Origin of the sequence: Pseudalkalibacillus sp. A8 (genome assembly GCF_045920555.1) — a bacterium.
Lineage (GTDB): Bacteria > Bacillota > Bacilli > Bacillales > Fictibacillaceae > Pseudalkalibacillus.
Window position 1 is genome coordinate 3,548,347 of record NZ_CP174509.1, and the last position, 23,422, is coordinate 3,571,768.

General features: G+C 42.3%; 24 protein-coding genes. 6 read left to right on the forward strand and 18 right to left on the reverse strand.

Going from position 1 to position 23,422, the window contains the following annotated elements; genetic code table 11:
- Window positions 1-18 precede the first annotated feature (18 nt).
- On the reverse strand, window positions 19-933 hold the full coding sequence (gene murQ / locus ACJROX_RS18320; RefSeq protein WP_408006645.1) for an N-acetylmuramic acid 6-phosphate etherase: 915 nt from the start codon (window positions 931-933) through the stop codon (window positions 19-21).
- 239 nt (window positions 934-1,172) lie between these two features.
- Between murQ and ACJROX_RS18325 the strand changes: the two genes are divergently transcribed.
- A complete protein-coding gene (locus ACJROX_RS18325; protein ID WP_408006646.1) occupies window positions 1,173-2,732 on the forward strand; it encodes a SpoIID/LytB domain-containing protein in 1,560 nt (519 codons plus the stop codon).
- A 258-nt stretch (window positions 2,733-2,990) separates the two neighbouring features.
- Here the strand turns inward: ACJROX_RS18325 and fabI are convergent, their stop codons facing one another.
- Entirely contained in the window at window positions 2,991-3,770 is a 780-nt protein-coding gene (gene fabI, locus ACJROX_RS18330) for an enoyl-ACP reductase FabI (protein ID WP_408006647.1), read from the reverse strand.
- Window positions 3,771-4,145: 375 nt separating this feature from the next.
- Here fabI and ACJROX_RS18335 point away from each other — a divergent pair, with 375 nt between their 5' ends.
- The gene (locus tag ACJROX_RS18335) at window positions 4,146-5,093 is read left to right on the forward strand and encodes an AEC family transporter (RefSeq protein WP_408006648.1); all 948 of its coding nucleotides are present in this window, start codon (window positions 4,146-4,148) and stop codon (window positions 5,091-5,093) included.
- Between the two features lie 30 nt (window positions 5,094-5,123).
- On the opposite strand, the gene ACJROX_RS18340 is transcribed toward ACJROX_RS18335, so the two are convergent.
- From ACJROX_RS18340 to ACJROX_RS18400, 13 genes are all read right to left on the reverse strand, one after another.
- Window positions 5,124-5,648, reverse strand: a complete 525-nt coding sequence (locus ACJROX_RS18340; protein WP_408006649.1) for an MFS transporter — start codon at window positions 5,646-5,648, stop codon at window positions 5,124-5,126.
- Entirely contained in the window at window positions 5,645-6,349 is a 705-nt protein-coding gene (locus tag ACJROX_RS18345) for an MFS transporter (RefSeq protein WP_408006650.1), read from the reverse strand. Before ACJROX_RS18345 ends, ACJROX_RS18340 begins: the two co-directional genes overlap by 4 nt.
- A gap of 77 nt (window positions 6,350-6,426) precedes the next feature.
- Window positions 6,427-6,684 carry a hypothetical protein gene (locus tag ACJROX_RS18350; protein WP_408006651.1) on the reverse strand — a complete coding sequence of 86 codons (258 nt, stop codon included), beginning with the start codon at window positions 6,682-6,684 and terminating at the stop codon, window positions 6,427-6,429.
- Window positions 6,685-6,820: 136 nt separating this feature from the next.
- On the reverse strand, window positions 6,821-7,777 hold the full coding sequence (locus tag ACJROX_RS18355) for a GNAT family N-acetyltransferase (protein ID WP_408006652.1): 957 nt from the start codon (window positions 7,775-7,777) through the stop codon (window positions 6,821-6,823).
- Window positions 7,778-7,792: 15 nt separating this feature from the next.
- Window positions 7,793-8,941 carry an exo-beta-N-acetylmuramidase NamZ domain-containing protein gene (locus ACJROX_RS18360; protein ID WP_408006653.1) on the reverse strand — a complete coding sequence of 383 codons (1,149 nt, stop codon included), beginning with the start codon at window positions 8,939-8,941 and terminating at the stop codon, window positions 7,793-7,795.
- Complete coding sequence (locus ACJROX_RS18365; protein ID WP_408006654.1) at window positions 8,938-9,912, reverse strand: N-acetylglucosamine kinase; 975 nt, start codon at window positions 9,910-9,912, stop codon at window positions 8,938-8,940. Before ACJROX_RS18365 ends, ACJROX_RS18360 begins: the two co-directional genes overlap by 4 nt.
- Complete coding sequence (locus tag ACJROX_RS18370) at window positions 9,893-10,651, reverse strand: GntR family transcriptional regulator (RefSeq protein ID WP_408006655.1); 759 nt, start codon at window positions 10,649-10,651, stop codon at window positions 9,893-9,895. The genes ACJROX_RS18365 and ACJROX_RS18370 overlap by 20 nt, the downstream gene beginning before the upstream one ends.
- The gene (gene nagB / locus ACJROX_RS18375) at window positions 10,641-11,387 is read right to left on the reverse strand and encodes a glucosamine-6-phosphate deaminase (RefSeq protein WP_408006656.1); all 747 of its coding nucleotides are present in this window, start codon (window positions 11,385-11,387) and stop codon (window positions 10,641-10,643) included. Before nagB ends, ACJROX_RS18370 begins: the two co-directional genes overlap by 11 nt.
- Window positions 11,388-11,392: 5 nt before the next feature.
- Complete coding sequence (gene nagA, locus ACJROX_RS18380) at window positions 11,393-12,553, reverse strand: N-acetylglucosamine-6-phosphate deacetylase (RefSeq protein WP_408006657.1); 1,161 nt, start codon at window positions 12,551-12,553, stop codon at window positions 11,393-11,395.
- Window positions 12,554-12,828: 275 nt separating this feature from the next.
- Entirely contained in the window at window positions 12,829-14,082 is a 1,254-nt protein-coding gene (locus ACJROX_RS18385; protein ID WP_408006658.1) for an MFS transporter, read from the reverse strand.
- A 101-nt stretch (window positions 14,083-14,183) separates the two neighbouring features.
- Entirely contained in the window at window positions 14,184-14,786 is a 603-nt protein-coding gene (locus tag ACJROX_RS18390; RefSeq protein ID WP_408006660.1) for a TetR/AcrR family transcriptional regulator, read from the reverse strand.
- Window positions 14,761-15,678 carry a GNAT family N-acetyltransferase gene (locus tag ACJROX_RS18395; protein ID WP_408006661.1) on the reverse strand — a complete coding sequence of 306 codons (918 nt, stop codon included), beginning with the start codon at window positions 15,676-15,678 and terminating at the stop codon, window positions 14,761-14,763. The genes ACJROX_RS18390 and ACJROX_RS18395 overlap by 26 nt, the downstream gene beginning before the upstream one ends.
- A 97-nt stretch (window positions 15,679-15,775) precedes the next feature.
- The gene (locus tag ACJROX_RS18400) at window positions 15,776-15,952 is read right to left on the reverse strand and encodes a hypothetical protein (protein WP_408006662.1); all 177 of its coding nucleotides are present in this window, start codon (window positions 15,950-15,952) and stop codon (window positions 15,776-15,778) included.
- Between the two features lie 141 nt (window positions 15,953-16,093).
- Here ACJROX_RS18400 and ACJROX_RS18405 point away from each other — a divergent pair, with 141 nt between their 5' ends.
- Window positions 16,094-16,294, forward strand: coding sequence for a YqzH family protein (locus ACJROX_RS18405; RefSeq protein ID WP_408006663.1), 201 nt, complete (start codon window positions 16,094-16,096; stop codon window positions 16,292-16,294).
- Between the two features lie 120 nt (window positions 16,295-16,414).
- Here the strand turns inward: ACJROX_RS18405 and ACJROX_RS18410 are convergent, their stop codons facing one another.
- Together ACJROX_RS18410 and ACJROX_RS18415 are read right to left on the reverse strand one after the other, a co-directional pair.
- Window positions 16,415-17,200: an SDR family NAD(P)-dependent oxidoreductase gene (locus tag ACJROX_RS18410; RefSeq protein ID WP_408006664.1), complete on the reverse strand. Its 786-nt coding sequence runs from the start codon at window positions 17,198-17,200 to the stop codon at window positions 16,415-16,417.
- Window positions 17,201-18,172 carry an MBL fold metallo-hydrolase gene (locus ACJROX_RS18415; protein ID WP_408006665.1) on the reverse strand — a complete coding sequence of 324 codons (972 nt, stop codon included), beginning with the start codon at window positions 18,170-18,172 and terminating at the stop codon, window positions 17,201-17,203.
- A gap of 126 nt (window positions 18,173-18,298) precedes the next feature.
- Between ACJROX_RS18415 and proC the strand changes: the two genes are divergently transcribed.
- A complete protein-coding gene (gene proC, locus ACJROX_RS18420) occupies window positions 18,299-19,147 on the forward strand; it encodes a pyrroline-5-carboxylate reductase (RefSeq protein WP_408006666.1) in 849 nt (282 codons plus the stop codon).
- 219 nt (window positions 19,148-19,366) lie between these two features.
- On the opposite strand, the gene ACJROX_RS18425 is transcribed toward proC, so the two are convergent.
- A complete protein-coding gene (locus ACJROX_RS18425) occupies window positions 19,367-20,983 on the reverse strand; it encodes a M20/M25/M40 family metallo-hydrolase (RefSeq protein WP_408006667.1) in 1,617 nt (538 codons plus the stop codon).
- Between the two features lie 413 nt (window positions 20,984-21,396).
- On the opposite strand from ACJROX_RS18425, the gene ACJROX_RS18430 reads away from it, so the two are divergent.
- A complete protein-coding gene (locus ACJROX_RS18430; RefSeq protein ID WP_408006668.1) occupies window positions 21,397-22,185 on the forward strand; it encodes a glycerophosphodiester phosphodiesterase in 789 nt (262 codons plus the stop codon).
- 189 nt (window positions 22,186-22,374) lie between these two features.
- Window positions 22,375-23,391 carry an NADPH dehydrogenase NamA gene (gene namA / locus ACJROX_RS18435; RefSeq protein WP_408006669.1) on the forward strand — a complete coding sequence of 339 codons (1,017 nt, stop codon included), beginning with the start codon at window positions 22,375-22,377 and terminating at the stop codon, window positions 23,389-23,391.
- The last annotated feature ends 31 nt before the right edge of the window (window positions 23,392-23,422 follow it).

Genomic DNA, 23,422 nt, shown 5'->3' on the forward strand with positions numbered 1-23,422 from the left:
ATTTTAAAATTATTACGCTTATTTAAAGCGTCGAGCAGCTTCAATCGCCTTTTTGACAAACCCATTTGATTTCTTGATGCTTTCCTTAGCAACAACCAACGGGACATCAGCTTTATGCATGACGATCGCCGTCTTCACTTCATAACCTGTCTTTTCAAGTAATTCTTGAGCATCTTGATACGTAATTCCTGTCACATTCATGACAATGTGTTTTGCTCTTTCCATCAGTTTCAGATTCGTGGCGTTTACATCGACCATGAGATTTTCATACACTTTGCCTATTTTTATCATCGACGCCGTTGTCAGCATATTCAACACCATTTTTTGAGCAGTAGCTGCTTTCATCCTTGTGGAGCCTGTCAATATTTCAGGACCGACGACCACTTCGATGCTTTGATCGACAAGCTTGGAGATGAGTGAATCCGGATTACAGCTTAAGCTGACCGTTTTCAAGCCTTTCTCTCTTGCTGCCTCAATCGCTCCAATTACATAAGGTGTTCGACCGCTGGCAGTGATGCCGACCACAACATCTTGTCCAGTCAATTGGTGAGTTAAGAGATCTGCTCTTCCTTGCCACTCATCATCCTCTGCTCCTTCAACCGCATCAAACATCGCCACAGCCCCACCTGCTATGATTGCTTGTACTTGCTCTGGTGGTGTACTGAATGTGGGAGGACACTCGGCTGCATCAATCACGCCCAACCGGCCACTTGTACCAGCTCCTATGTAAAATAATCTCCCGCCGTTTTCAAATGCATTAGAGATGAAATCCACAGCCATAGAGATTTGTGGTAAAACTTTCTTCACTGCGAGAGAAACGACTTGGTCCTCTTGATTGATCTTTGTCAAAATATCGAGTGTACCGAGTGTGTCGATGCTGCTGGTTTGCAAGTTGCGTTGTTCTGTCATTAATGACGTCAAATCTAACTCCATATGACACCTCAATTGTAAAAGATTTAGATTGTGATCCCCCTTCCATCCCCCTTTTTGATCACTTATTTCGATTTATTTTCTTCTTTCATAAAATATTATTTCGGCCTTCATGTTTGAATCCCTTCTTCATTAAAATATTTTTTTATATTTTTACAAAAAGTTTTAAAAGGATATTTCACTCAAACGCCGAAAACTTTTTCTATACCCGAAACACACTAATTTTAAGAGGAGGTTTTTTTGTGTTCAAAAGAAGTTGGTTCATTGTTTTGTTATGTTTATGTGTAAGCGCTTTCTCGTTTTCTGGTATTCAGACGGCCAAAGCGGATGACGGTCAGGATATCCGTATCGGTGTCATCCCTGAAGCTGAATCCATCACACTAGGAAGTGATGATTCTTTTATCATTTCAGAGGTAAATGGAGAAACACTCTTGGAAGGTACGAATGGCACAGCAAATGTATCTTTAGAAAGTTCAGGAACAGTCGATACGTCGTATCGTCTCCAAGTAGCATGGACCACAAGTACTACATATGTCGATGATTGGTTACATCGTGCTGAATTAGGTAATTATGATACCTATGTGGAGGATTACAATGGCGGGTACAGACTTTTTATTGGTAAATTTCCGGCAGATGCAAGCTGGGGAACCCGCGATGCCTTTAGAAATGAAGTGATCGCAAACGGCTTAGCTGGAACTGATTCTTTCTGGAAGCAGGTCACTATTACAGAAGGTACTTCTTCTATGAAAATCATCTATCAAGGTGAAGAATTAACAACAGAAAAGCCTGTACAAATCATTTCACCCGATGGATTGATTGAAATCGGCGGTAAAAAATATCGTGGGATCGGTGAAGTTGCTTATAACAGTAAAGGAACGTTAGCTGGTATCAATCAGCTTCCGATCGAACAGTATTTGTATGGTGTTGTTCCAAGAGAACTTCCCCCAATCCCATATGGTGAAATGGAAGCCCAGAAATCCCAGGCTGTTGCTGCTCGGACATATACGTTAGCGAACCTAGGCAAGAGAAGTTCAGACGGTTATGATCTTCTCCCTACACCATCTGATCAAGTTTATGGTGGTTTTGAAGCAGAACATCCTATTTCCACACAAGCTGTCCAGGAATCAGAAGGCATGGTCGCAATGCATAATGGTAAGCTCATAACAGCTGTCTATCACTCTACTACTGGCGGCTACACCGCAAACAACGAGGACATCTGGAGTTCAGATGCTGTCGAATATTTAAGAGGTGTTCCAGATTCCAACAGAGGCAAAGCGATCGAGCATGTTCCTACACTCGAGGTGTTCAAGAATCATGCCAACCCGACATCCTTACGAGCAGCAAAGGAAGGCGATTATGAATCGGATTGGTCGAAATATCACCGTTGGGAATTCCAATGGACGAATGAAGAGCTTTCTGAGGTACTAAGTGAATATTTCGCAGTGGATATTAAGGAAGTTTATGAGGTCAATGTATTGGAACGCTCTAACTCCGGACGGGTTTTAGAAATAGAATTCGTCACTGATAACGGATTGTTCTATGAGCAAAAGGATCAAATCAGATGGGCGTTGAAGTACATTAATGCTAGCGGTGGGCACAGCGCATTGCTCAGCACGTTGTTCTTTATTGAACCAACAGACCAAAAAGCTGAAACGCCTAGCTTCAAAGTGTATGGCGGTGGCTGGGGACACGGAGTTGGCCTTTCTCAAACTGGTGCAGTCGGTATGGCAACGAAAGGAGCAACTTACGAAGAAATCCTCAAGCATTTTTACCAGAATATCACCTTAGTGAAGCAGTATTAAAAGAAAGTGGCCGGCGTTTCGTCGGTCACTTTTCCTGTTTTTAAGATAATTTTCAAGAATTAAAGATAAATTTGTGTTTTTAAAGATAAATCAGTATTTTTAAAGATAATTTTGATTCTGTCACTTTTGAACAGGCTTTTTTAAAGATATCGATTAAAGGGACGGTTTGAGGGCCGTGTCTGCTTGGTTATAAACCAATAAAAATGGTTTTTGGAGCTGAAAAAGCACTGCCTCATTTAAGAAGCAGTACGCAAAAAACTAACCCATTATATTATAGCCTGAATCTACGTATACGATCTCTCCAGTTACACCTCTTGAAAGGTGGCACATCAAAGCCATCGTCATATCGCCCACTTCTTCCTGGGTGACATTTCTTTTAAGCGGGGAGTTTTCCTCGATCTCATGGAGAATCTGGTTGAATGAAGGGATACCTTTAGCAGCGAGTGTACGGACTGCTCCCGCTGAAATTGCGTTAACCCTGATGTTATGTTTTCCTAGATCAAAAGCTAGATATTTTACGGATGATTCAAGTGCTGCTTTTGCTACACCCATAACATTGTAACCTTCGACAACGCGTTCGGCGCCTAGATAACTCATTGCGATGATCGATCCGCCCTCAGTCATGAAAGGTTTGGCTGCTTTTGCGACAGCGATCAAGGAATAAGCACTGGTATCTTGGGCATATGCATAACCCTCTCTGGATGTATCGATGAAATCACCCTTCAGATCTTCAGCATGGGCAAATGCGATTGAGTGCAGAACCCCATGGATTGTGCCAACTTCCTCTCCTATTTTCGTAAATGCTGTTTGGATACTTTCATCGCTGTTCACGTCACATTCGATGGTAAGCTTTGCTTCGTGGTCATCTTTTTCGAGAATTTTATTCAATTTTCCTAGTGAACGTTCTTTCCGATATGTAAAAATAAGGTTAGCTCCTGCTTTGTATAGGGACTTTGCAACACCCCATGCAAGACTCCTTTCATTCGCAACCCCCATGATCACGATATTCTTATCTTTCAATTTAAGTAAATCTTCCATGATGTCCTCCAATAAAAATTATATCTACTATTAGTACCAGTTACCAAACCGATTATAACATAACTGATGCAACGTAACACAAGTATTCATGTTATTTACAGCTGTCGATATGGTGCGTAAGTACGGCTGGACCTAACTTGTCTGTCTTTGAACTGGAAGGTTTTTGTTCATTTTCCCCTTCATGGTCTTGATTTATTACCTGGGATGTGAAATCTATGGCTTTGTCGTGATTATTTATTTTTGTGTTGAAAAATCTTTGCTGTGATTTTTCGGGATCCTATCTTGTTTTATAACTTCGTTCCCTTGAGACGCCACAGCCCCAAAATCCCTGCACCGATTCCCAGCACTCTTCATACGTTGCAATGGGGGGATTTTATGAGCGCTATGTTATCGTTATTCGGGGAAATGATGATGCTCTATTTGATTGCTATTGTCGGATTTATCACTCGTAAAACCAGAATCCTTCCTGATTCCTCTGATTATGTATTGACCCAGCTTGTCCTTTACATCACATTACCTGCACTCATTTTGTATTCTATGGATTTCCCCTATGATCCGAAATACTTACATGATTTTGGCTGGCTGTTTGCATTATCTTTGATCGCTATTGTTATAGCTTGTTCCTTCGGAATCATATTGCGAAAAAAAGCCACCCTTCCCGAGGACCAGAAGGGTGTGTATGAAGGTTTGATCGTCTTCGGGAATCAAGGGTTCATCGGTTATGCGATCATCTATATCCTGCTTGGTGAAATCGGAATTTTATACACCGCGGTTTTCAATTTCTTGTATATCATTTTGATTTGGACATACGGAATCTATGTAGTCGGTCGCAGTAATGCTTCATTTTCTTGGAAATGGCTCCTGCTCAACCCAGGTGTCCTTGCCACAACTGTGGGATTCATCATGTTTTTGCTGCCATTCCAATGGCCCGCTTCATTCCATGACCTTTTTAAAACAGTGGGCCTTCCGACCGTACCCCTTTCCATGTTGGTCATCGGGGTTTTACTTACCAATTTGAATATGAATGAGATCCAGGTCTATCTCTGCAACAAATATCTATGGTCAGCAGTGTTTACACGGTTGATGTTCATTCCTCTTTGTCTTGTGCCGTTCATTATGCTGCCCTTCCATAAGATCCTTATACTAGTTGTTGTACTTGTTGCAGCAACTCCTTCTGCTCCTACGATTGCGTTGTATGCCAGAAAATATGGCGGGGACCCGTATTTCGCTTCAGTCGGATCCTCTGTTTCAACAATCCTCTCAATCCTGACAATCAGTTTCCTCTATAGCCTTCTAAAATGGCTCTTCCTTTTTTACCCTTAAAGCAATTCTCCGGTACAAGCCAACTAAGGCTCACCCTGTACCATAAGCACGGGATTGCCCGGTTTTCTTCGACTGACTGATCCAAAACAAGCCTACTAGACATAATAATCCACTTGTTAACCAGTACAAGACGTGGATCCCGGTCCACTCCAAGATCATGTAACTCAATAATGGACCTAGCGCTGAACCGAGATCTACTGCGACAGTATAACCTGTTATCACTTTGACCTTCGAAGTATTGGAGGCGACATCTGAGGCGATCGAATCGTTAATCGTCACCATCATCGTAGACATAATCTGGAAACCTAGTAACAGAAATAACAAGCTATAAACCGAAACACCAAACGGAATCAATGCAAAAAACACTGCCCCGCCGAATAAAGCAAAGATCAATAATGGTTTTCTTCCCCATTTCAGATCGGATATCCTACCGATGAATGGGGCTAAAAATGGATCCCATCCCCAACGGATCGATTGGATGATCCCTGCAAAGGAGGCTGCTCCAATAGCCATCCCTAGAAATATGAATGACGAAGATAACTGGGTATCAATCACTGCACTAGTGTTGAGGCAAATATCCCGAAAATAATCAAGGGGATGAGAAGCCCGGATATGAGGACAGTGACTACTTCAGGTTTTTTAAAGAGCGGAAATTGAATTTTTGATAGACTCCCTTGTGGCTTGGGAGAACCGTCAGACATAGCTCTGGTTGCAGGTACGTACTTCCATACGAAAGGAATTGCGATTAAAGCTACAAGACCAAATGTATTGGTGACCGTTTCGATCCCGACTAAATCTGCAAGTATCCCACCTGCAAGCATACCGACTAAACCACCTAGTCCCCACAAACCGTTATATAGTCCGATGAGGTGTCCTCTGGTGTTGTCTGTTGAAGTATCGATGACTGTAAGGTATCCCCCTAGACGAAGGAATGCCCACGCTACACCCCACAAGCACCTCATGATGAATAAGGGCCAAAAGCTCTGCAGCCAACCATATGAAAAGGTAGTCAGCATAGCTAAAATTACGGCAAGAAGAACTCCTGTCCGTTTATTTATTCTTAAATAACACCAACCGACCAACGGATTGATCGGAAGGCGGATGAAACGGTTGATGGAAAGAAGGATCCCGACTTGCCAAAGTGAGGTCAGTCCGAATTCCTGCCAATAAAGCGGCAATACGATGAACAGCATTGCGTCCCCCAGGACACAAACTGCAGTGACGAGAGCAATTATGACGACTGGTTTTCTATTCATGATTTCCCCTTATGTATAATAAATAGTTTAATATTTCCATATTACTAGTTAAAAGGGGAAAATAATATACAAAACCTTCAAATTAACAAAAATGGTATGAAAGCGTATAAGAGTACAAGGATACAAAATGCTGCAGTACTCCAAATCCCGATCGTAGGGACAAACCCTGCCTCCCCTCTCACTTTTGCGAAAAGAGCAATAAGGAGGGCGATCAGGCTGACTAATAAAATCAATTCTCTGGACAATGAATAGCTGAACACGGCAAATAAGACCAGGATACAATTTATGCCCAATAGAATGATAGCAAATAAACTTAATGGATTTAAAATTTTCATGATGTCCTCCTCTATAAACACTACTTTACATCCTTCGTCTGCACATTTCTTTTTCATTACCTAAAACCGAAACATTTAAGTAAAAATTTTTCAAAAATAAGTACCTCTCCAAGTTCGAAGGTACTTAGGCAGAAAATCATTCCTTTTTCACGTATTTTTCATATTGGAGATATTCCATCCAAGGATTGAAGCCGAAGGACTTATAAAATTGATCCAACTCTGTCCAGTCGATGACAAGGTGGCGGCAACCGCGTTGAATCGCCTTGTTGATTGCTGTTTGCACAATCGCTGCTCCATACCCTTTCTTCCGGTACTCTTTCTTAATTCCTAAAGGACCGATGCCGCCAAGCTTTCCTTCAAACAATCCGTTCCAATATATATTAGGGCCGATGACTGGACTATTCAAATCATTCAGACGAACAAAACCGATTATTTCATGCCCATACCTTGCTGCAATGAAATGGGAACCATCTCCGCCTCGTGTAAAATACTCCCGTGCCTCGTATTCCCACCTCCCTGGAAACGACTCCTCCATGAATGTGAGAAATTGAACCTCTTCATCCTTTGATATTGGGGACATGCAAATGTCTGTTGTTTTTATTTCTTCCGCTTGAGAGGGAGCGATCCTGTAAAAATCTTTAACTTTATTGACCTTGCTATATTGTCTTTTTTCAAACCAAAACGAGATATTTGGATCCGTAGATGGAACTCCAGGGAAGTAATGATGGATATCCCTACCGATTATGATTTTATCAACTCCACGGTCTGATAATGCTCGTTCTGCTTTTTTCAGTAACTGACTACCGATACCGTTATTCCTGTATTCTTTTTGAATGAGTAAGGCTTGGACCCAACCAATCCCAGCAGGCAGTAAATTCTCATTTTCTTTTGTATATTTCGTTGTAATAAAGCCGATGGCCTGACCCTCATCCACTACATACCAGGAACCTTCTGAAAATAAATGTTGGCATTCCAGGCTATTTTGTACGAACAACCTTTTTGAAATCGGAAAATGTACCGCCAGCTCTTCGTTCCACAATTCACATAAGGCTTCTACAGGTAAATCCCCTTCATCCCATCTCACAAATTTCACAGGTATCTCTCCTTTTTACGGGTACAATAGATACTTATCACGTTTCTCTGCAAAGTCATCAAGTGAGGATTCTTGTAAGTGCAACCACTCGAGAATCGGTCTCTTTTCCTCCAAGTTCGTCCGGAATTTATCTGTTCCGAGAATCAAATCAATCATATATCTCTTGTCCTTGAGCTGGATCCATTCAAAAGATGATGGATGTATGAACTTCAGTGATTCAATCATGGCACATGCTGTTTCGATCGGTCTAAATCGGTCACGGTCGACAACATGGATTTGCACACCTTGACAGGTTTCTCCTGTATATTTCGAATTTGATGGCTCAAACACTATTTCCCTGAAAAGGACTCCTTCAAGATCATAGGAATCTAATTGCTCCTTCCATTTGTACGAATCAACCCAGGGTGCCCCGACCCATTCGAACGGTTTAGTGGTACCACGACCTTCTGAAACATTCGTTCCTTCAAAAAAACATGTCCCGGGATAGGCCTGAGCCATCTCTATTGAAGGGGCATTCGGAGACGGAGGTACCCATTGCAATCCTGTTTCCTCAAACCACATCTTCCGCTCCCAATTTTTCATCGGAATGACGGTGAGGTCTGCTTTGAACCCAAATCCGATATTGAGGTATCCCGCTAATTCTCCTGCCGTCATCCCATGCCTGATCGGCAGCTGATAATTCCCTATGAAGGATGAAAAATGCAAATCTAATGGATTCCCTTCGATCCTGTTCCCGGAAATCGGATTGGGGCGATCACATACGATATACTTTTTACCTAATTTCCCTGCAAGTTTCATCGTGTTTGCCAATGTATAGATGTATGTATAAAAGCGGACGCCGAGATCCTGGATATCGAACAACAACAAATCGACCTTTTCCAGCCACTCTTCTTCAGGTGTCTTGTTCTTTCCATACAAGCTATAGACAGGGAGACCGGATCTTTCATCTGTTTGGTGACCGATATGTTCCCCTTCTTTCACCTGTCCGCGCAGTCCATGTTCGGGCGAAAAGATCGTTGTCACATTCAGACCTTTAGCAAGCATGGCGTCGATGCTCATCTGCATATCATCCGTGACCGATGTGTGGTTAATGATAAGCCCGATGTTCAATCCTTTATACTTATCCGAGTCTTTCAATAATTCCATTAAACCTGTCCGTATCATCCTTGTACCCTCCTAGAGAACGATTCATGCAATGCATGTACAAAATCTTCAGGGCAAGTTCCATGGATCGTTTGATAGCTTTCAATTACAGAACCTACTACTGGAGGGCATTGCGGCAGAATCAACTGGACACTGCCAGGTAACTTTTTTTGTAATAAAGGCAACAGGAGATCGCTGCTTTTGAAAACACTGCCTGTCAGGACGACCTTATGTTCGGCCTCATTTTTAAAATGACGATCAATCAAGTGAGAAATGTTTACAGCCATGTCATCAGCACACTGGTCGATTATATCTACAGCTTTTTTGTCATGTAACCGTGCCGCTACAAAAACATCCTCACAAACAGAGGCGATCCGACTTCTGCTTTCACTTGTACCATAGATTAACGAAATGAGATCCGGTGGTGATTCAACCCCGAATCTTTTGAGGACTAGGTCTGTGAGCACTCTCGTGCGACTGAAACCATCGTGGGCTTCAAAGACTTTTTGGAGGGCAAGCCTGCCGATGCCGAATCCGCTCCCTGTATGATCCAGTAAGTAACCCCATCCACCTGAACGGACTACGCTTTTATCTGGTGTGACACCGAATGTGATTGAACCTGTTCCTGCAATATTGACAATACCCGGATCACCGTTCGTCCCTGAATAGAGGGCTGTCAAGGCATCATGGCAAAGTTGCACATTTATGTCTTCAGGAAAGTACGCTTTCAATAATTGGTGTAATTCACCTTTCAAGTGACTGTTTTCTGTACCGGCGATACCAGCGCATACACTTTTAATCCGCGAAAATCTTTCGGGATGTTTTCCTTTAATATGTCCGAATAACTCATCCAGTGTATTTTTGATATCAGATAATGGGACTGATACCGGATTACTCGGTCCACCGGTGTGACATGCAATTAGTTCTCCTTTATGGTCTACCAGTGCAGCAGTTGTCTTGGATCCACCGCCATCAATCCCTAGAAAATACATGTTCATCCTCCTGTTCATTTTCCATTTCAATAGAAAAATGATAACGATCAGCCCGGAAGACTGTTTTTACCGTCTCGAATGGAACGCCGGTACTTAAGTAAGTTGTCCGGTTCACGATCAATACTGGACTCCCTGGACCAATGTCCAATAGGAAGCCGTCCCTTTCTCCCACAATAGCGGCTTCGATTTGTTGTTCAGCACGGTGAATCTTCAGCTTCAATTCTTTCCTGACAAAATCATAGATCGATCCACCCGTATCCTTCTCGGACAAATTAGAAAACAGTTTAAAGGACAGAAAGGCTGTTTCAATAGCGACTGGTTCTTCGTTTGCAAAACGGATCCGTTTAAGCTGGATCACTTTCTTTTCAGATTGGCAATCCAATTTTTTCAGGATATGTTCAGGTGGATTGGATATCGTTTTAAAAGAAACCACTTTCGCCGAAGGCTCAAGACCTCGCCTTCTCATATCTTCTGAAAAACTGACAATACCTTTCAGTTGATAGCCGATTTTGGGGTCGGCCACAAAAGTCCCCTTTCCCCTCTCTCGATACAAAATTCCTTTATTCACCAGATTGTTGATAGCCTGCCTGACTGTCATGCGACTGATCTGGAATTTTTCGGACAGCTCACGTTCCGAAGGCATGAGGTCTCCAGAATGGTATCCACCATTTTTGATTTCAGTGGTCAAATAACATTCTACCTGAGTGTAAAGTGGCAGAGAAGAATGTTTATTGATCATTATATGAGTCCTCCTCTGTCTCAAGAGCATCTTTCGTAACAACCAATGTGACGGATGGATGCTGATTCAGAACAGTAACAGGCCATTTCTGGTCTACAGCACCGCTCAATAGTGCTTTGACAGCTTCAGCCTTTTCCTTACCTGAAGCCAATAACAGTATCGACCGGCTTTCCATGATTGTTGATATGCCTACTGTGATTGCTTGAGTAGGCACTTCTTCTTTATGTCCAAAGAATCTTGCATTCGCTTGTCTTGTACTGTCCGTCAACTCGACCACATGCGTTTTTGATTTAAATGGCGTTCCTGGCTCATTGAACCCTATATGTCCGTTCCGACCGACGCCCAAAATTTGAAGGTCAACACCACCAACTTTTTGGATTGCCTCCTCATACTTGGTGCACTCTGCCTGTAAATCATCGCTTAGACCATATGGAACCAAAGCACGATCCGGCGACAGATTGAGGGGTTCATATAGGTGGGTGTAGATATAATGCCAATAGCTTTCTTCATGGTCACGAGCCAAACCGACATACTCATCCAGGTTTACCGTCGTGATTTCAGATAAATCAAGATTGGCGGCTAACACTTTTTCAACGAGCTTATTATAAGTACCTGCTGGTGTTCCGCCAGTTGCTACACCCAGCACAAGGTCGGGATTTCTTTTAAGCTCATTAAAAAGAATGGCAGAAGCCTTTTCGCTCATTTCCTGTTTGTCATTTACGGTAATAACATCCAAATTCCTCAACCCCTCGTGTATGCAATTTCCCCACGGCAAATCGTCATTTTCAGCTTACCATCCCGATCAAGGATAATCAGATCTGCGTCTTTCCCGATATCGATGGACCCTTTCCGGTCATAAATTCCATATTGTTTCGCGGGATTGATCGATGACATGAATACGAGTGCTGCATTCTCTGCATCAGTGTACGATTTCATATTTTTAAAGGCAGCCTGCATTGTCAAAACACTGCCAGCTAAAGTACCGTCTTGTAAGGTTGCTTGTCCATCTTGGACCTGTACCTCTTGACCGCCAAGATCATAAGCGCCATTTCCTAAACATTTTGCTCTCATCGCATCGGTAATCATCAGGAGGCCTTCTCTGCCCTTTACCTCATAAGCTAACCGGACCATGTCAGGTGCGCAGTGGAGGCCGTCGACAATGATTTCTGCAAGTGTATCCGATCTTAGAAAAGCTCCACCAACAACGCCAGGCTCGCGGTGATGCATAGCTCGCATCCCATTATACAAATGGGTAAACTGATTCGCTCCTTCTTTAATGGCCCTCTGAACATCTTCGTAAGTCGCATCACTATGACCGATTGATACAACAATCCCTTGTTTTGTGATTTCTTTTATGAAAGTGAGGGATCCTTCTATCTCAGGTGCCAATGTAACAACTTTGATGTTACCTCCTGATAATCGATTCCAATGGTTGAAAAGTTCAAGATTCGGTTTCTGGATGTATTTCGGGTTTTGTGCGCCTCTCTTTTTCTCAGAAATGAACGGACCCTCCAAATGGATCCCGATCACTTCTGCTTTTCCAGTTTCATTTTTTGCAGATAAATACTTGTAAATAGAACTCATTGCCCGTTCGACTTCATAATCCGGATCTGTCATCGTTGTCGGCAGAAAACTAGTTGTCCCTTCAGCAGGCAGGATTTTTGCCATTTCATCGATCGCTTTTGCTTTACCATCCATGACGTCATGTCCATTTGCTCCGTGGATATGACCGTCAACCCGACCAGGTAAAACGAGATCTTTGTCGTCGAGCTGGACAGATGGCTTTTGAATCTCTCTACCGCACAATCCTTTAATCTTGCCGCTCTCGATATGTATATTAGTTGGTTGGAAACCTTGTTCACCAACGAAAACTTTGCCCCCAATAATTGTCTGAATCGCCATACACTTCACCTCTTTTGTCCAGTATATTAAAAACTGGTACAGTTGTCTATACCAGTATAAACCTTATACCGGGAGGGATGGGAGTTCAACTTAGAGACAATACCCCCCACATTTTGGTAGGATTTCCTAACTTCGATGATTTATTTCTCAACCTTACGAACTTGTTTTGTAAAACTCCAGAGTTGTCTTGGAGAATCGAAACGTCCATTTTGTAAATAAGCAGGAAAGGCTTGCCGAGCCTAAACCCAGCAGACCTTGATTTTTCTCGTAAAAATTCAATCAAAATTCCGTAGTCCTGGTACTTTCATGAAGACCAATATTGCAAAAACGATAATAAGTGATGCACCAGTCAGCATGATCGAGGTGATATCAACCCCAAACGAGAGAACACCTGAAGTAATCGCAAACGATACTGGAACGAGCCCAAGTGATGCCATGGAAAGCAAGCTCATCACACGACCGATCATCTCTTGTTTCACAACAGATTGTATGGCCGCAATGATCGGAATATTGATGACTGAGAACGTGCTTCCTAACAACGCAATCAGCACCAAACTTTTCCATAAAACTTCTGTAAAGCTGAAGAGGGCGAAAAACAAGCCGGACCCCAAAACCGCAAAGATGACGACAAGGCCTCTTTTCTTTCTGATATTCAAGATACCAACGAGGAAAGAACCTGCCAGCATCCCTCCTGCAAAAGAACCTTCAAGATAACTGAAATCAAGGGAATTTCCACCGATCACATTCTTCACAAATAACGGCAATCCCATTTGAAGCGGTCCCACCATAAACAAATTGATAAAGACGGCAAACAACAAAAGTGAACATAAGAATACGGATTGTTTTACATAACTGATCCCTTCTTTGATGGAAAAGAGTAAATTTGATAGGGACTTGTAGTCTGATGTTTCTTCCTTTTTTTCGATCCTGATCAGGAGTATGGCTATACTTGCGATCACCAGTAAAACAGCAGTTATGGAGAAAGACAGTACGTAGCTCCCTAACGCGATGATTGCCCCTGCAAGCATCGGTCCTACTATGAAGGAAGACTGGCTTGTCATTTGAATGACGGAGTTCGCTCTCGTCAGTTGCCGCTTATCAATCAACGATGGTAAAAGTCCGCCGTTTGCAGGCCAGAAGAACGCATCCAATATCCCGAAAACAAGTGCGAACATAACGAAAGACCAGATCGTCACATCTCCTAGCAAAAGCCATACCACAAGGGCTAATGCCACCAAGGCACGAAGGATATCTGATAAAAACATGATGACATTTTTATTGAACCGGTCAGCAACCGCTCCACCCAATATCATGAATAATACACGAGGTATGCTTGACGCGATGAACACCAGTCCAAGAGACGCTTGCAGATTCATCACTTCAACGACGTACCAGGATTGGGAGAACATGAAGATGGATAAACCGAAGCTTGAGCACAGTCCGGCAATCCATAACAATAAAAAATTCCGGTTTTTCCATATTGCCGGGGAGAGTTCCCCTTGTGGCCGTGTTTCAACAACCGCTTCCATACTATCGCCTCCAACTAATTGACTCACTACCATTTTCTTCTAAAGTCCAAAATGTTTGCACTGTCTTAAGGAGGTTTTTAAACTCAGTCTCAAGACTGAATTTAATTTTGCAGATACCGGTAGACCATCTGCTCATATAACTGGATCATACGTTTATGCTCAGCATCGTTTTTATGGAAAAGCAAATGCAGTACGATGCCGTCCAGCATGGACCAGAAAAGTTTCGAAAACTCGTCGATTTGAACATCTTTCTTGAATTCCCCTGAAACGATTCCTTCTTCTACGATTTCTTTAATTAGAGTGGTGAACATTTTCACCCTTTTATCGAACAAGCTTTCTTTATCATTTTTTGAAATATAGATCCAAAACTCAAACTGGACAGCGATTGTATTGAAGGCCTCCCTTTCTACCGTCCTGCTCAATAAATACCGGAAGAGATATTCAAATTTAGCTGAGGCACTAACTTGCTCGGCAAGTTGTTTTTTTATCTCGAAGAACTTTTCGGTACGCCTTTCGTTCAACCTGTAAAAGATCTCCTCTTTGCTGGAGAAGTATAAATAGATAGACCCTTTACTCGTTCCAGAAGCTTTTGCGATGTCATCAACCGTCGTGTCATTGTAGCCCTTATTTGCAAAGCAGTGTGCTGATGCGTCTAATATGGCTGCAATCTTTTCTTCCTTATACTTTTTTGATACTTTTGGCATCGACTTTTGTTGACTCCTTTATGACTTTTTTCATATAAACCTGTTGAACCATCGTTGAAAATCCCCGGTTTTTCACTGCTTCATATTGTGGTTTCGCCTCTCTAGAGAGGTTGATAATCAGACGTTTGCACACTTCCTGTGGCTTTAGGACTTTATATAACATCGTGTCGACTAAAGTCATTGGATCATGAAAGTCAGAGCGGACAACAAGCTGATGCAGTACGATTGAAGCTAACCTTCCATCTGGTTTCAAATTCCGTTTATACAGTGTATAACCCACCTGTCTACCTTCATATGTAACAATCATCGCTTCCCCATTGACCACACTCTGCCATTGCGTCTGCCAGGGACCTTCTTGAGTATAAAAAGGTAAGCGGATCAAGTTTTCAGTTGAAGTATGTTCAAATTGATATTCCTGATCCAGTTCAAAGTCTTCAAAATTTGCATGTAGCTGCCCGTCTTGTTGCATGAATTCAACATGGTCGATAATTTTATAGCCTAACGATTCATATAGTTTGATAGCACCTGTGTTCTCGCTGATCGCCTCAAGTGTGGCAACATCGACATCTTTCTTTTTATAAATTTCCAACACAGATTCCATCATCTGTTTTCCAATCCCGGTTCTTCGATATTCCGGAGCTACACCTGTTCCGCCGTTATAACTGATTGTTTTTCCATCTATTGTTCTGAATCCGTTTAAAACAATGCCAGCTGGAACTCCATTCACATATGCAATGACTGAGTCCTCGGCTGATAAACCTTCTTGAACCATCCGTTGCAAAAAGCGATCCACTGACATCGTCATATCTGTAAAATACCCATTGAAACCTGAATTCCATGCTTCAATGACATCTAATAATGGACAGGATGTAAGCCGTTTTATTTCGATCATTAATTGCTCCTCCTTATATAAAACTGACTGGTTAGTTTTTTATATTATTATTATGAATCTGAGGTGGTTCAAAATCAAGAAAAAATTGGTAAACGATTCACTCGAGAATTTCGTAGGAAGAAATGTGGGAAGGATTGATATAAAGCGAAGGATGGATTTCGATCAACTCATCACGAACAGCATCGTCTTCCGATGTCACCATTAATTGGAAATCGTACTTTTCCATTTGCAAAACATATTCTTTACCACTATTCATCACAACTTTTATTCTCATCCTAAATTCCCCCTCTTTATCACTTGTATAACTATATTCGAAGCAGATCAATTCATTTCCTTCTACCTGGATGATCTGCCAAAAAATATTGTTGACTGACGACTTCCACTGCTCTATCGTAAATGCAGGACGGTGAATAACATGGAGAAAAAATTAGTCAAAAAAATGATCGATCGGTGTTTAGTGGATTATTTCGGGGATTTGGAGTTTTCACCCATCACCGAGGTGGAATATGACGCACTGATTGATGACATTGTGTCTGAGGTGCACAACCAACCACATGAAGATGTCTTCGCACTTGTGCATGACAAGATATATTCATACCTGGCATCAAGTTCCTAAACTAATAAAAAGTTTATCTGGACAAAACTCCTGTTTTTCTCAACACCTTACCTTCTTTAAGGTATTTTAGTGCGTAAAGAAGACTGCTCACAACATAATGCGAGGAGCAGCCTTTTCTTTCTATTTTTGACGGAACGCTTTTTTTCCTATCTTTTCAATAATAGAGGGCATGAGCTGGTACATTTTGCTGCCTGCTTCCATCCAACCTGGGATATTGATTTCTCGTACCGGTTTCTCAATTGTACCAACGACCTTGTCTGCAACTTCTGATGGTTGAAGTATCCATTTTGCAATGTTTTTCTCATACTGGCCGGATTGATCGGCAATCTTAAAGAAATTGGTCTGTATTGGTCCTGGATTAACGGTCGTCACTTGGATACCGAAGTCCTTCACTTCCATTCGTAAGCTGTTTGAAAATCCCAATACAGCGTGTTTGGTTGCCGCATAAACGCTCCCTTTCACCGTAGCAAGCTTGCCTGCTTGAGAAGCAATATTGATGATATGCCCCCTCTTCCGTTCGATCATTCCAGGTAAAACCGCTTTTGTGCATGCCATCAATCCTAAGACATTCGTGTTGAACATTCCCTCGATATCTTCCATTTTTGCTTCATGAAAATAATCGAAGATACCGAATCCAGCATTATTTATAAGAACATCAATCGCTCCAACTTCAAGCTGCATCTGGTTAAATACCGATTCAACATGATTTTTGTCTTGAACATCCAGTTGAAAAGTATGCGCAGTCGTTTTATAATCGTTCTTAATTTCATTACGAAGGTGTTCAAGCTTATCGAAGGATCGAGCCATCAATACTGGAGCCCAACCTTTAGATGCAATCATTCTCGCAATCTCTGCTCCAATACCACTAGAAGCACCGGTGATGACGACGATTTTATCCTTGCACACTTATACTGCCTCCTTCGCTTGGAAATAAAGGACACCATCTTTCTCTGTAATCTGAATCTGATCATTACTGCTCAGCAAATCTAGATGGCCAAGCGTTTCTGACATGGTGAGACCAAGCTCTTTTAAAAATATGGATGGGAAGAGCCTCTGGCATATATCAAAACCCGTCAACGGCCGATCGATGATCATGTTCAAGATATTATCTGCACGCTCTTCTTGTTTCATTAATCGTTTCTTTATCAAGGCTTTCGGGTTGAAAACTGGTTTGCCATGGCCCGGATACACGGTGTACACTTCCAAATCTAACAGTTTCCTGAGTGAATCCCTGTATTGAAGCAAGGTTTTCGGCCGCTCTGGAACGCCGATCGGCGGAGGTTCGATCAATGCATTCGAAGAAATGTGCTGGATGAGATGGTCACCGCCGATCATGACGCCATCCTCTTCCCTTAGAAGGGACAAGTGCCCTTGAGCATGTCCGGGTGTCTCGATCACTTTCCATCCTGGCAATCCGTCAATGCGATCACCTTCTTTTACAACGGTATGTATGTTGATGGAACATGAATAGGATAAATACCCGCGTATGCGTTGCATTGCTTTTTCATGAAATTTTTCAATACCCATTTCTTTATAAACTCTCAAGTAGAACTCATCATGATGATCGAGAAATTCAGGGTCCTGACGTAACCAAGGTTCGTTGTATGCTAATCCAATAAACTCCGTTCCCTTATCTTTCAAGTAGTCTGAGAGACCGACATGATCAGGATGATGATGGGTGAGCACCACCTGCTCGATTTCAGATACATTGAAACCTATTTCATTGATTTGGGTAAGAAAAGCTTCCCATGCTTCTTTCGTCTTCGGGCCAGTATCAACGAGCGTCAGTTTTTCACCATCTATAAGATATACATTAACATCACCAACCGCAAATGGAGTCGGTAACGTAATGGAGTGGATATTCGATGTTTGATTCAAAATAAAACGCCTCCGTATATTAGGACTGAATCAAGTAGTCTAAAAGTTGAAATACTATTTTAAACTTGATTGTACTCTTGGAAAGATAGAGTGCTTTCATTTTAGCAGAAGGGAGAATCATTTGAAATGATTACAATCAATCGCATCACCTTTGTCGGCGCAGGATCGATGGCAGAATCAATAATAAAAGGGCTTATTTCTAAAAAAATGATTCCCTCTCAAAATATCATGGTGACCAACCGGACTGATGATGAGCGGTTGGAATGTCTGGAAGAAAAATACGGTATCCAGGTTTCCTATGATGACGAACGTATTTTGACAGATACCGACCTGATCATCCTGGCAATGAAACCGAAAGACGCCCGATCAGGCCTACAACGCATCCGTCCTTACGTAAAAAAGTCCCATATCATCGCTTCCGTCATGGCCGGGATTACAACTGGCTTCATAGAAGAAGTTCTTGAGGGTCCTTATCCTGTCATCCGTACGATGCCGAACACTTCCTCTGAGATAGGCTTGTCTACCACAACCTTATGTAGGGGTAAAAATACAACAATCACACATGCTCAAGCTGTCGAAGAGCTTTTTAAAGCTGTCGGATCGGTAACAGTCGTCCAAGAACAGTACATGGATGCAACTACTGCTCTGGCAGGGAGCGGTCCTGCATATCTATATTATGTTGCAGAAGCCATGAAACAAGCAGCACAGACCCTTGAATTGGATGAAGGCAAAGCGAGAGAATTGATTGCCGACACAATGATAGGAGCAGGCCATATGATGAAAGAATCTACGGCCAGCCTGAATCAACTTCGAATAGATATTACAAGTCCTGGCGGGACAACTGCAGCTGGTTTGAATGCCTTGATGGAACACCACGTTGATGAGGCGTTCAAACGCTGTGTCCTAGATGCAGCCAAGCGATCTAAAGAGCTTCAACGACATTTTTCCTTAGAGAAAAATCCAGCCCAGCGTTAACTTTAGAAAAAGAGCCCTTTTGAGCTCTTTTTCTTTTAGGCTTTGTCATGCTGTATCAAGCGAAATTCGCTATACTCCTTCGGGAAAATCGGGCCAAGCGAGACCCGCAGCGAGGAACGAGCCCTCGTCGGACTTCCAGTGAACTTCGTCGCTGCCCGAGGCGATTCCACCTTTCTTTAGCCAGCGGAAAGGGAGTGAACTTCGGCAAATATCATCAATCTATTTAAGCAGCTTATGGATGGCAACACCGAGCATATCAGGGAAAGCTTCAAAAGAGTAGTCGATATTCAATCGCTCTGTCCATCGATGAGGGTCTCGACCGAGTGGCCCGAGATTCATGACAGGAATTTTTAGCTGCTGCAGCTCATCAAGGGGGAAATGATAGCCGTTTTCATAGAGCGGCATATTGCGGAATAACGGGACGAGCCCTTCCACCGTTTGTGAAAGACTTGTAAAACTCAAGTCGGACAATCCTGCAAAGTAGTGCTGGTTCTTCAAAACAACATTGTGTTTGGTTTTGGCATATTCGATCATCTCCCCTACCACTTGCTTGACATGGGGATTCTCTCGTGAAGATACAGCAGGATAAAACGGCGGACTGTAAAATAAAACGATCATCGGACCCTCTTCTTTACAAAGTGACGCAAGGTCAAAAACAAGCCGGGTTGAAAGGTCTCGATCTCCTATCGTTCTGAAATTTCCTGCGATATAGGCCTGGCGGCGGACAATTTCCGCTTCACCATATTGTTTAATCGCATTCTCGAGTAACTCTTGATACGTATAAACGGAAATATTACTATCAATCGGCTCGAATTGTTCCCATTTGTTAAAAGCAGCCGCTCTTTCATGCAGCTGCTTTTCAATTCGTCCAGCTACTCTGTGTGCAAGGGACAGCAAGTCTTTGTTGATTTCATTTACGGTACGTTCCATCACCATCATATTAAAAAGTGTAACAGCAACATGCGGGATTTGGACAGAATACTCTTCTTTCAAATCCTTTTGCATCAAGTTGGTTGGAGGTGGTGTAACCTCTCCATCGATCATTTCACAAAATTCCGTATTCAGCTCCAGTTCTCTCGTCAATTCAGCTGCCATGTAATTGGCATTGATTCCTGAAAAAGGCTCTCCTACATGGGTCTCCATTCCGAAGCACAAAAAGCCTGGTAACAGCTTGCCGACTGAACCAGTGTACACATACTGATTCGTATCTCCTGGATACCGTGTGAAAACTGGCTCTGAGTTCAAGCATGCCTTATAGTGCAGCCCGTGTGTCTGGGACATCTCAAGAAGAACTTCGACGGCTTCCATCATCCCTGCGGAGTTCGCTTCTTCATCTGGCACGGAAAGTAATAAGATGTTTCCATCAAATTCACCGAGGCTCGCTCTTTCCATCATCGACATTTGAAGAGCCAATCCTGCCTTCATATCCATCGATCCTCTTCCAAACAACCATTCACCCTTCTTCAAATCGTCTTGGACTGCTGCTGGAAGGTCATTCCTGATCGACATGTATTCGGCTGTCAGTTCTTTTGGCCGGAAAGCGAGGTTTTTATATTCACCATAATCTTCAATATCAACGACATCCATATGACTGATCAGAATCACTGTATCAGAACTGTTTCCATTCCGAACCAATCCAGTGACAAACTTACGGCCGTCCCTTGTCGGATGAATTTGCAGATCCAATGGATTCTCCTTGAAATAAGGAAGATCGTTCAGCTTCATATGGATGAATTCACTGATTGCAATTTCAGCATCAGATCCCGTAATACTTGGAAACTCTACTAAATGACAAAGCAATTCTTTTAAGCTTTCTTTATCCTGCCACTTCTTCATAGATGTTCACTCCCATGCGACACGCTGTTTTTTTTGTCGAATTTGGTACTTATATAGAAGTAGATTTCGGTATTCGAGACTGAAATCCTTTATCCTATTCAAACTTTAATTATGATAGATATACCACGAAAAGCAAAATACGAAGGAATCGTATATACTATTTAAATAAACTTCGTGAAGCCGATCCTTTTTGGGAAAGCTAAGCCATAGTTCCACTTATATTATAGAAAGTATTATATACTTTTAAAAACAGAAACTATGTTAAACTGATTGTCAATAATATAAAGAAAACTTGGCGAAGCCAAACCTTTGGTGAAGGCTAAGCCATAGTTGCACTTATACTGAAGAAAGTATTTATACCTTCTTTAAGTGTAACAAACAATGAAACGTCTTCTATCAAGGAGCGATCACTATTGACTTATATATTTGCACACCGCGGAGCAAGTAAATACGCACCAGAGAACACTATGTCATCTTTCAAGAAAGCACTCGAAATGAAAGCAGATGGTATTGAGCTTGATGTACAGCTTACAAAAGATAAAGTCCCAGTCATCATTCATGATGAGACAGTAAAACGGACCACCGATGGCAAAGGATTTGTCAGCGAATTCACTTATAAACAATTACAAAACCTTGATTCAGGGAAATGGTTTTCAAAACAATTCACGGGGGAGCGGATCCCTTCTTTGGAAGAATTCCTCATTTGGATGAAACAGACAAAGCTTTTGTTGAATATCGAGTTGAAAAATACAATCATGCCCTATTATGGCATGGAAAAAATCGTCTACGATCTAGTAGACCAACACAAATTGAGGAATCGGGTCATCTATTCTTCCTTCAATCACTATAGCTTACAGGAACTAAAAAAGATGGATCCAAATGTAGAGATTGCACCACTTTATTCTTCTGGCTTATACCAACCATGGAATTACGTCAAAAGTTTATCGACTGATTGTGTGCATCCGCATTGGAGGACCTTGCATCCTACCATTTTGAAAGGGTTTAGGGATTGCAGTATAAAAGTCAGAACGTATACGGTGAACGATCCGAAAAAGATGAGATGGTTATTTGATCAGAAGGTGGAAGCCCTTATAACCGATGTGCCTGATATAGCTCGATCTGTACTCGACGGTTCCCTTGCAGTCAAACCATCCGTGATCGGTAATGTTTTCCATAAGTTCAACCCGAAGAGTTATCTTTAGAGCAGGCTGACTATTAAGTCGCCTGCTTTTTAGTTAGGCAAATTCCATTAACCTTGCTAGTCATTGTGATAAACTAAATTTCAGGCTTTGTTATTCTTCATTGTTGATTTTGCGAAATTTGCTATTCCCAAATTCAACAACTGGATTTAACAGCACCATATTACAAAGAGAGAGATTGGAGTTGGAAGTATGACTGCAAAATTGTTTGAACCTATTACATTTCAAAACATGACCTTAAAAAACCGGATCGTCATGTCTCCAATGTGCATGTATTCTTGTAATGCCCAAGATGGGAAAGTGACGACTTGGCATACGACACACTATACGACCCGTGCAGTAGGTCAAGTGGGGCTGATCTTCGTGGAAGCCACTGCAGTGACCCCACAAGGCCGTATTTCTATGGAGGATCTAGGCATTTGGAATGATGATCATGTGGAAGGTCTTGCCTCCCTTGTTGCTCTTGTGCATGAACAAAATTCAAAAATCGGGATCCAGCTTGCTCATGCAGGCCGTAAAGCGATTGTCGAAGGACCGATTTATTCCTCATCACCGATTCCATTTAAAGACGATATGGAAGTTCCAAAGGAAATGACTGTTAAGCAGATTAAGGAAACTGTGGAAGACTTCCGACAAGCTGCCCGCAGAAGCCGTGAAGCTGGTTTTGATGTCATTGAAATACATGGAGCTCATGGGTACCTGATCAATCAATTCCTATCCCCATTGATCAATAAACGAACCGATGAATATGGCGGGACGAAGGAAAAACGGTTCAATATCTTGCGGGAGATCATTACAGCCGTGAAATCAGAATGGAACGGTCCGATCTTTGTACGGATTTCAGCCAACGATTACAATGCTGCAGGGTACTCTGTCGATGATTACATAGATTATGCTTGCTGGATGAAAGAACTTGGCATCGATCTAATCGATTGTAGTTCAGGCGGTGTTGTCCCTGCTAAGATCAATCCTTACCCAGGGTATCAAGTCCAATATGCTGAAAAGCTACGGACTGAAGCCTTGATTGCAACAGGTGCTGTCGGCATGATCACCTCTCCAATGCATGCAGAAGAAATTTTACAGAACGAGCGGGCAGACCTCATTTTCTTAGCACGGGAACTGTTACGTGATCCGTACTGGCCAAGAAGAGCGGCTCATGAGTTGAACGTGGAAATCACCCCGCCGAAACAATATGAACGTGGCTGGTAGGATTATTCCTTACCAAAAGGGCTGACCCCAA